6 protein-coding genes are annotated in these 9,919 nt (G+C 49.0%); all 6 read right to left on the minus strand.

The features are described from left to right. Positions 1-440 precede the first annotated feature (440 nt). The 6 genes from HMPREF3027_RS00020 to HMPREF3027_RS00045 are packed head-to-tail and all read right to left on the minus strand — an operon-like array spanning position 441 to position 9,327. Positions 441-2,681, minus strand: coding sequence for a lamin tail domain-containing protein (locus HMPREF3027_RS00020; RefSeq protein ID WP_070706267.1), 2,241 nt, complete (start codon positions 2,679-2,681; stop codon positions 441-443). A gap of 4 nt (positions 2,682-2,685) precedes the next feature. After that, entirely contained in the window at positions 2,686-3,594 is a 909-nt protein-coding gene (lipA, locus tag HMPREF3027_RS00025; protein ID WP_070706268.1) for a lipoyl synthase, read from the minus strand. Continuing rightward, positions 3,591-5,765, minus strand: a complete 2,175-nt coding sequence (locus HMPREF3027_RS00030; protein ID WP_070706269.1) for a S9 family peptidase — start codon at positions 5,763-5,765, stop codon at positions 3,591-3,593. The genes lipA and HMPREF3027_RS00030 overlap by 4 nt, the downstream gene beginning before the upstream one ends. A 45-nt stretch (positions 5,766-5,810) precedes the next feature. Further along, a complete protein-coding gene (locus tag HMPREF3027_RS00035; RefSeq protein WP_070706270.1) occupies positions 5,811-7,016 on the minus strand; it encodes an LL-diaminopimelate aminotransferase in 1,206 nt (401 codons plus the stop codon). Next, entirely contained in the window at positions 7,013-7,813 is an 801-nt protein-coding gene (gene dapF / locus HMPREF3027_RS00040) for a diaminopimelate epimerase (protein ID WP_070706271.1), read from the minus strand. Before dapF ends, HMPREF3027_RS00035 begins: the two co-directional genes overlap by 4 nt. Then, positions 7,810-9,327, minus strand: coding sequence for a potassium/proton antiporter (locus tag HMPREF3027_RS00045; RefSeq protein ID WP_070706272.1), 1,518 nt, complete (start codon positions 9,325-9,327; stop codon positions 7,810-7,812). Before HMPREF3027_RS00045 ends, dapF begins: the two co-directional genes overlap by 4 nt. Positions 9,328-9,919: the final 592 nt, after the last annotated feature.

The raw sequence follows: 9,919 nt of genomic DNA on the forward strand, positions 1-9,919 counted from the left end.
CAGAGAGAGACACTTTAGGAATTTTTTCCTAGAGTGTCTCTCTTCTTTTTGTACGCTTCACTGCCACTTGCCTCTCCACCGCCGCTTCTGTAGCCAATCTCGGACGAGTCGGACAAGTCGGACAGGTCGGACAGATCGGATGAGTCGGATAGATCAGACGAGTCGGACAGATCGGATAGGTCGGATAGGTCAGAAAGGTTGGCAACTGCTGACCAATGCTATGTAGAGGACCTAAGTATTAAGTTAGCTTTATTTAGGGCTCTCTAGGGAGCAAGGTAGGTGGGGCTCTTTGGTATCTTTGTGCTGTTGTAAGAGCCAGTTGTAATGATGCCCACTATGCCCTCTATTGACTTGCTTTTTGGAGAATGTTCATGGAAAAGTTGGTAGAGTGTCTGTCAAGCCCCTTGCAAGTGGTTTTGCTTGTTTCCATAAGCGCTTTACTATATGTGTAGCCACACAGAGCGGTAGAAGAGGTTGCTGGGTTGCTTTTCTGGGTGCTGGAATTGTAGGATAAGTACCATTAACATACTTGGGAAGGGTAGGTTGCCTAACCGTATACTTTGAAGGGTATTGGTGATTTCCTCCCCTTGAGAGGTCATCAGTAGATCGCCGTTGATTGAGTAGAGTGTTAATGTTGCAAGTGGTGCATATACTTGTAGTAATGGCTCTACTTGTTCGTAGGTGAGTATGGGGTCTTCTGGCCACTCTACATAATAGTTATCTCTATCCGGTAGAGGTATCCCGTTTGCACTATTGGGTCGTCCTGGTGTACCGCCTGTATTTTTAGTATTGCCATTTGCTTGAGCTCTTTGCCAGCTCTCCTTTTTAGTACCATCGGCGCTTGGCGATAGGCGTTCGAGTGAGAACCCAGTTCGATCGTTACTGGTATCTCCTAGCCACTGACGTCGATAGACAACTTGGTCTATCACCTCGCCATTGGAGTGAGCACGGAGTGCCACTTCTGAATAGGTAGTGGAGATACTTGGAAAGTCGATTCTCTCTACAAATGTATGGCTATCGTGTTCGGGGTATAAGCGGGGAAGGGCATCTGGGTAAGGTGTGAGTACCACATAGCTATTGGGTTGCAATAGGTAATCGTTGGGAACAATTAGCCAGGAGGTGGAGGTAATACTCTCCTCCTTATTTCGATACGTCAGATAGAGATCTGCAAGATTGACTGCCTTTGTTGAGGTGTTGAATAGCTCAATATACTTCTCACCTGTAGTGGGTGGAGAGAGGAGCAGTTCATTAATTACGATGCTCTTAGTTGCTACATTTCTATATGGCTGAAGTGTTGTGGGCATACCTGGAGTGCCGCCGTTGGGGTTTGCAGAGCGTCGCCATAGGTCGGGCTGATAGCCTACCCGCTCTATTGAGGCTTTGCCTTTGGGCACTCCTTCACCATAGATTTGTGAATTGAAGTTTACCTCATCGTGGGTTTTATTGTCACTCCCTACAAGTCGCAACTTAAAGCTCCCGCTCAAAGCTGGAAACTCTGGCATTGGTACGAGGGTAGCTACTCTGGTGGGGTAGGGGTCACTCTCTAGGTACAATATGGCAAATGCTCCGTGTGCTAGCACTATATTTGGGAGTGGGTATTTTGATTTTCCATAGTAGAGAGTGTAAAGAGCTAGATTTTGCTGTGCACCAGTATTATTGTAGAGCTCTATGTACTTAGTACCTTGAAGGGGGCCATCATCAGGTGGTGAGGCCATTACCTCTGTAATGAATATACCTTCTGGGGTGATGGTGGTGCCAGGTTGGATAGATTCGATATCAATTTGGAAGGAGAGGTCAGCATACTTCCCATTCCTATCTATTAGGTTTTTAATCTCAAAGCTGTAGCTATTTCCAGGCATGAAAGTAGCTCCTAGGTTGATGACGATATCTTCGGCCTTGTCTCCTGAGTAGATGGTGGGTTGAAATCCAGCGCAGGTGACCGTAGCATCTCGGATCGAGACTGGACCTGAAAGCTTGAGGTGTACCCGTCCTGATTGCTCAGCCCATTGCTCTTGGATATGGAGTTTTTCCTCTTCTCCCCCAGTATTATCCTGGATAATCTTGGGAAGGATATAAGCGTTATTGAGCTTTTTCTTTGAGGTGAATTTTGTGCGAAGGCTCATTCGCCAATAGGGGCGACCTTCGGGTAGTTCAATCCACTCGCCTTGACGGAGCCCGGAAACTGGAGTGAACCATCGGAAACGTATCCCTTTTGTAGCGTGGTAGTCTACCTCTACTTGGACTTTCTGCCACAGTTGGTAGCCACTATTATTTTGCCATGAGGTGAGTACCGTGCTTGAAAGTTTACGGCTCTCTGTGGAGCTTATTTTCTGGTAGGTCTCTTTGATTAGTCCAATGCTTGTATTGTTTTTAGTAGGAACCACCTTGTAATAGTATCGAAAGTTGCCTACTTCTTGGGTGAATAGGGTTACTTCAAAGGTATTGCTACTGGTCGGAAGGTCTTGGAATACAAAGCCGAAGCTCCAGGTGAAACTCCCTGAAGCCTCGGAGGTAAAGTCCTTGTAGATAACGGCACCGCCCGACTTGCCATTGTTTTGGTGCTTTGCAATGCCATCTTCAATGATAAACTCGTCCAGATCACCCGTCCACCCCCCTTGGGCGTGAGCGAGTTGCGGTGACAGTAGAAGTAGCAGTAGAAGGAGTAGAAAGTGCTGCTTCATCTAGTTACTTTTGAAGGAGATCTCTGAGATTGATATGCTCTTTAGCTACTTCAAACTGTTGGTCTGCTCTATAGGAGGAGCGCACAAGCGGTCCGCTCTCTACGTGTGAAAGCCCCATCGCCTCACCCTCCTCTTTGTAGGCTTTGAATTGGTCGGGGTGCACATACTCCTCCACTGGTATATTCTGATGACTAGGGCGTAGGTATTGTCCAATGGTCAGTGTCGAAACTCCCGCCTCAAGGCAGTCGGCAAATAGTTCCTTAACTTCATCTGGTGTTTCGCCCAGACCTACCATAATGCCACTCTTGGTAACAAAGCCACGCTCGGAGATATGCTTCAATACTTTGAGACTATTCTCGTAAGTGGCACGGTGGCGAACGGTGGGGGTCAGGCGTCGTACCGTCTCAAGGTTATGGGCTACCACATCGGGCTGGCTTTCCAAGACCAAGTCGAGAGACACTAGCTGTCCTCCAAAGTCAGGGAGCAGTACTTCTATCGTGGCGTGCGGATTCAGCCGACGCACCTCCTCAATCGTTTGCCGCCAATGCTCCGCTCCTCCATCGGGCAGATCATCTCTATCCACCGAAGTGATCACCACATACTTAAGCCCCATCCTGCGGACACTCTCCGCCACACGCCTAGGTTCATCAGGATCGAGGGGAGCGGGTGATTTGCTCGAAGGAGTGCCACAGAAGCGACATGCACGGGTACACTCATTGCCTCCAATCATAAAGGTAGCGGTACCACGGCTCCAGCACTCAGCCTGATTAGGGCAACGGCCACTACTACAGATGGTATGTAAAGCCGCCTCCTTAATGGTTTCAGAAGTGCCAGAATAGCTATCGGTGCTAGAGATACTAATTTTTAGCCAATCGGGCTTACGAAGTGGCCTCTCTTTCTTGCCCTCTATCATCTCATTAAGCTATTTTTGAAGTGATTCGTTATCTGCCTATACAGGTGGTTGCGTGTGTTTCCTCCGTAAATGCTGTGATTTTTATCGGTATAGACGAGCATCCTATAATCCTTATTTGCTTCAACCAATGCAGGGACCAGATGCATCACGTTTTGCATATGTACATTATCGTCGGCCGTACCTTGGATAATAAGTAGATCCCCCTTCAGACCCCTTACATAGGGCATTACTGAAGTCGCTTGATATCCCTTGGCATTCTCTTGGGGCGTGCGCATATATCTCTCTGTATAGATCGTGTCGTATAGCCCCCAATCTGTTGGCGGAGCGACTGCTACGCCTGCTGCGAAGGTGCCTTGTCCACGGGTCATGGTCATCAGCGTCATGTACCCTCCAAAGCTCCAGCCAAAGATACCGATCCGTTTGGCATCAATGTAGGGAAGTTGTCCTAGAGATTGAGCTGCTTCGACCTGGTCTTGAGTCTCAAGAATGCCCATTTGTAGATAGGTGCATTTCTTGAAATCGCTTCCACGACCACCAGTGCCACGTCCATCTACAGCAACTACCACAAATCCCTCTTGTGCTAGATACTCTTCCCAGCCAAAGCTAAAGCGATTCTCCACCGTCTGTGATCCGGGACCGCTATACTGAGTCATCACGAGAGGGTACTGCTTATTGGGGTCAAAGCCCTCTGGCTTGATCATCCAAGCATTCAGTTGCTGACCACTTTGGGTATTTACTTTGATAAACTCACGCTGGTTATATCTGATCTGTGCCAATCTATTTTTCAACGCTTGGTTATCCTCCAGTAGCGTCAGCGTCTTGGCATCTTTCGTTCGGCAAATCTGGTATCTAGGCACTTCTGTCGCCGATGAGTGGTTGAGTAGATAGTAGCTCAGGTCACTGCTAAAGGTGGCATTGCTCCAGCCACTCTCTGGGGAGAGATAACGGATCTTGCCTTTGCGGTCTTGAGCCACCACCACCCGATCCATTGGGGTGGGGTAGGCGATAGAATAAATGAGTTCGCCCTGAGGAGAAACCCCATAAAAGGTATCGATATCATACTCACCTTTGGTTACCTGCTCCTGACGTGTACCCGCCTTATCGTAGCGGTAGAGCTGTGGGCGACCCGAGGTTTCAGAGACATAGTAAGCCCCTTGAGGAGTGAAGGCCAATTGTAACACCCAGCTATTGCTATCGATATAGCGGTCATCTTTATCTTCAATCCAGAGGCGTGCCACTTGACTTTGAGGGTTGACTTGATAGGAGCGAAGGTGATTTTGATGCCTATTGAGGGTAAAGACGTAAAGGCTCTCCTCGTGAAACTCTAGCCGAGGGATATAGAATTCCTCTTTTATCCCAAGATCAACGGTAGAGGTTTTGCGATTGTCAAGGTGGTAAAGGTGGATGGAAATCTTGCTATTCTCCTCACCAGCCTTTGGGTACTTAAATTGGTAGGTAAAGGGGTATAGACCGGTGCCATACACCGCCATATCATACTGCTTTACCTGGCTTTCGTCGGACCGTACATAGGCCAGATATTGGCTATCCTTGCTCCAGCTCATCAGACTTGTAACGTAGAGCTCCTCCTCATACACCCAGTCGGTCACGCCATTGAGCACTTCATTCCACTTGCCATCGGTAGTCACTTGCACCTCCGTATCAAAGTCAAACTTCTTGATGTAGATATTATTATCCACCACAAAGGCACAGCTACGACCGTCCGGCGAGAGGAGGGGAACACGTACCCGACGCCCCTCCGCAGTCAGTGGCTCTACCCTATTGCGACGCACGTCGTAATGATAAGCATCATACGTAGCACTTCGGCGGTAGATAGGTTTCCAATCTCGCAGAATGATGATATGGTGCCCACTATCGCTGATGAGGTAGTCGCTAAAAGTATCAAAGTCGCAGTCACGAGCTTTTTGGGTGTCAAAGAGTACGGCTACTTCTTTGCCCGTTTCATAGCTATACTGTACTAGTCGAGTGCCATCATCCGAGATGACCGTGTAGCTCTTTCCATCTACCATCGGACGGAAGCCATAGCCTGCACTTTGTGGTAGATATCTTCCACCTGTGATCGCCTCTAGTGAAATTCCCTCTGCCCTGCTTTGGGTAAAGCAAAGGAGTATGAGTACTCCAAGTGTAACTAGCCTCTTAAGTCTTATATCCATTATTTATCTGTTGCTATTGGTTTTTACATTAGTAGTTTTGTGCTTTTATTTGGTGAGCCGTTGCATCGCTTCAGCAGTAGCTTCGTGAGTGCTAAAGGCGGAGAGGCGGAAGTAGCCTTCACCCTCTAGCCCAAAGCCAACACCTGGCGTGCCAACAATCTGCTTCTCGGTGAGTAGGTAATTGAAGTAATCCCACGATGCAGGGTACTCTTCGGGCGTCTTGAGCCAAATATAGGGCGAGGAGACGCCTCCATAGTGGGCTACCCCGATCTCGGTGAGAGCCTCCCTAATGGTCTGGGCATTCTGTAGGTAGTAATCAATGTTGGCACGTACCTCGGCCTTTCCCTCTGGAGTGTAGATAGCTGCAGCACCCCTTTGGCTAATGTAACTAGCCCCATTGAACTTGGTGGTCTGCCTACGGCTCCACATGGCATTGAGCCCGCCTGGGAGCGACTTGGGCACCACTGTATAACCACACCGCACGCCAGTAAAGCCAGCTGTCTTGGAGTAGCTTCGGAATTCAATTGCACACTCCTTCGCACCCTCTATCTCGTAAATGCTGTGGGGTACATTCTCCTCACGGATAAAGGCTTCATAGGCGGCATCAAAGAGGATGAGAGCATCGTGCTCAAGGGCGTACTCCACAAACTTCTTTAGCTCATCGTAGGTGAGGGTAGTGCCCGTGGGGTTATTGGGATAGCAGAGGTAGATGATATCTACTGGCTGCTGAGGAAGTGGCGGAATAAAATCATTGCTCTGGCTACAAGGGAGATAGGTGAGTTGGCTCCACTGCCCACTCTCGGCAAGATAATCACCTGCCCGCCCTGCAAGGGCGTTGCTATCGACATAGACCGGGTAAACGGGGTCGGTGACTGCTATCCGCACATCATTGCTAAAGAGGTCCACAATGTTAGCGGTATCGCTTTTGGCTCCATCGCTTACAAAGATCTCATCTGGTGCTAGTTCTACTCCCCTCGAGGCATAGTCGTGCTGCACAATCAGCTCACGCAAAAAGGCATAGCCCTGCTCTGGCCCATACCCTTTGAGAGTCTTGCCACTCGACATCTCATCTACCGCCTCGTGCATCGCCTTGATAACAGTTGGGGGAAGGGGGCGAGTGACGTCACCAATCCCCATGCGTAGAATCTTCGCTTCGGGATGAGCCTCTTGATACTTAGTAATTCGCCGATTGATCTCGGCAAATAGATAGCTCCCAGGGAGCTTATTAAATTGGTTGTTTATCTTCTTCATATCGTTACGATTCCTTGGTAAACATACGTAGCGGGACCCGTCATATAGACAGGGTCGCTCTCCTTGCCACTCCACTCAATCACGAGAGAGCCACCAGGCATCTCTACCTTCACTTTATGGGCGACCAAACCGATGTTGATTGCAGCAACAGCCGTGGCGGTAGCCCCTGTGCCACACGCCTGAGTGAGCCCCGAACCACGTTCCCATACCCTCATCTTAATAGTGTTGGGGTCTTGGATCATAGCGACTTCATAATTAACGCCATCGGGAAAGGCTGCGTCGTGCTCTACCTTTGGCCCTACCTCTGCAAGAGGGTAATCATCAGGGTCGCTCTCAATGAAGTGGATAAAGTGGGGGTTGCCGACAGAGACATAGCTCCCCACTACCTCTTCTACTCTTTTTCCCACCTCTAACACTCGGGGCAATCCCATATCCACTCTAGCCGCCATTACCTCTTCCCCTTCTAGCGTAAGGGCAAGTATTTTATCGCCCGACAGCGTCTCAATCGTCATTGGATTGGAGCTGTCCAGCCCCCTCTCGTAGAGGAGCTTAGCCACACAGCGGATCGCATTGCCACACATTAGCCCTTCCGAGCCATCGAGATTAAAGATTCGCATCATATAATGGCCTGATGGTTGCTTGTGGTAAGTGATCACCCCATCACCGCCAATCCCTTTTCGTCGGTCGCTATATTGGCGAGCAAATTGGGCAATATCTGCCAGTGGATACTTGTCTAGGTCTATGTAAATGTAGTCGTTGCCCAGACCGTGTAACTTATCAAATATTATTTGGCTCATGCGTTGCTATCCAAACTATAGTTATTAACTCCCAGCTCCTCATAAGCTTGTACCAGCGCCTCTTGGTCGTCCGATATAAAGAGGACGTGGTCATCTACCCGAAGCTGAGTATGCCCACGGGGAATAAAAAACTGCCCCTCCCTCTGTACCATAATGGCTAGGGTATGGTCGGGAAGCTCCAGGTCGCGCATCATATCACTCTTGCTGAGCATCTGCTCATTCACGATGATTTCCGAAATAGCACTCTTGATCTGCTGCGGTAGATTAATATCGGTAAAGACATTCTCCCTCACCGAATAGTCGATAAGATCCAGCTTATCCGCCATCGTATGTACCGTAGTACCCTGAATCAGTAGGGAGAGGATGGTGATAAAGAAGACGATGGCAAAGGTGAGCTGTGCATGCTCCAGCCCAGCTACCCACGGTGATATCGCAAAGATAATTGGCACGGCACCACGCAAACCCACCCAACTGGTATAGAGCTGAGCTTTGGCGCTAAACTTACCCCAGAAGGGGAGCAAAGTGAGGAATACCGATAGTGGGCGCCCAAAGAAGAGCATAAATAACGAAATGTATAGCGCGGGGAGGGCTAGCTTCATCATGTATGGAACATCTACCAAAAGCCCTAGCGTCAAGAACATCACCAATTGGCTGAGCCACTGCATACCATCAAAAAACTTTGCAATCGTGTGGCTGTATTGCATGCGAGAATTGCCAATCACCAAGCCCCCAACATAGACTGCCAAGTAGCCATTCCCCTGTACCGTATTGGTGAGGGAGTAGATGAAAAAGGCGATAAAGAGCATCAGTATGGGATAGAGCGATGTCGCATAGAGGTTGGCTCTATTGACCAGCCAAATGGCACCTTTCCCGAGTACGAAGCCGAGGAGTAGTCCGAGTGAAAATTGAACCACAAACATCAAAACCCCGTCCCAGATCGTGACGCTATCCCCTTGGCTAATCATCTGTATCAGCACCATGGTGAGCATGTACGCCATCGGGTCGTTACTACCACTCTCAAACTCTAGGAGCGGCTTGAGGTTTTGCTTCAGATTGGTTTTCTTGCTTCTAAGAATCGAGAAGACCGATGCCGAGTCGGTAGAGCTCATCACACTAGCAAAGAGGAGCGACTGTAGAAACGTGAGCTTGATCCCCATATCTAGCCATTGGAAAAGGAAGTAGATAAAGGTGCCCGTGAATAGTGCGGTCAATAGCACGCCCACTGTAGCTAGGAGCCCTCCAGGTGCCATAATAGGCTTGATCTCCTTGAAGGAGGTATCCATACCGCCCGAGAATAGGATCACCACCAGAGCTACCGAGCCGATTGCCTGTGCGATCACAGGACTATCAAAATTGATGAAGCCTGTGGCACCCGCTGCCATACCCACACCTAGGAATAGGAGCAGGGTGGGTAGCCCAAATCTAAAACCAGTTTTGCTTAGAAATAATCCTAGTACAGCCAGTATCGAGCCGTACAGAAGTAGATGGTCGGTGGATAGTACCGTTAGTATCATATATTTGCTTCTAATATGTCAAGTTCGTTTCAACTTGCAATATACCAAAAACGAATGAAAATACAGCCCCAACACCACTTGAAATGAGGGGTTACGCATTAGAAAATTCTAACTGTATGGTTTTTGGCGGGGTATCTATGAGTAAGGACCTCGGCAGAGGTCCGTGCTAAATAGGCACAGGTCAAGGCACGCAGTGCCGATGACCTGTGTATAGATAGGTGTAAAATACCCTTGCGACCCCGGCCGAGGGGTCGGACCAACCCTATCTCTAGGTCTGACCCCTCAGCCGGGGTCAAGGAGGTGCCTCATCAAGCAAGTGCTCTCCCATAGATGCTCCGATAATTACGACTTGAGACTGTTGCACGAAGGCGATCTGCTGCGTTGCTTTCGGAATTCGGCCTCGGTCACGTACGTGAGTACGCTCCCTTCAGCCTCATCCTCAGCGCCTTGCATCTCATCCTTCGTGCAAAGTCTCAGCACATTTGAAGCAAATGTGCGAGAATGGCACTTCGTGCAAACATTCTCGACATGGAAGACCTTTCTAATACGTAACCCCTGGATACTGTCCCAAAAAAGTGTGTAAGCCCCAATA

The organism is Porphyromonas sp. HMSC077F02 (assembly GCF_001815465.1).
GTDB lineage: Bacteria > Bacteroidota > Bacteroidia > Bacteroidales > Porphyromonadaceae > Porphyromonas_A > Porphyromonas_A somerae.

Coding starts and splice junctions, on each gene's coding strand:
- HMPREF3027_RS00020 (WP_070706267.1), bottom strand. CDS start 2,681: ATGAAGCAGCACTTTCTACTCCTTCTACTGCTACTTCTACTGTCACCG.
- lipA (WP_070706268.1), bottom strand. CDS start 3,594: ATGATAGAGGGCAAGAAAGAGAGGCCACTTCGTAAGCCCGATTGGCTA.
- HMPREF3027_RS00030 (WP_070706269.1), bottom strand. CDS start 5,765: ATGGATATAAGACTTAAGAGGCTAGTTACACTTGGAGTACTCATACTC.
- HMPREF3027_RS00035 (WP_070706270.1), bottom strand. CDS start 7,016: ATGAAGAAGATAAACAACCAATTTAATAAGCTCCCTGGGAGCTATCTA.
- dapF (WP_070706271.1), bottom strand. CDS start 7,813: ATGAGCCAAATAATATTTGATAAGTTACACGGTCTGGGCAACGACTAC.
- HMPREF3027_RS00045 (WP_070706272.1), bottom strand. CDS start 9,327: ATGATACTAACGGTACTATCCACCGACCATCTACTTCTGTACGGCTCG.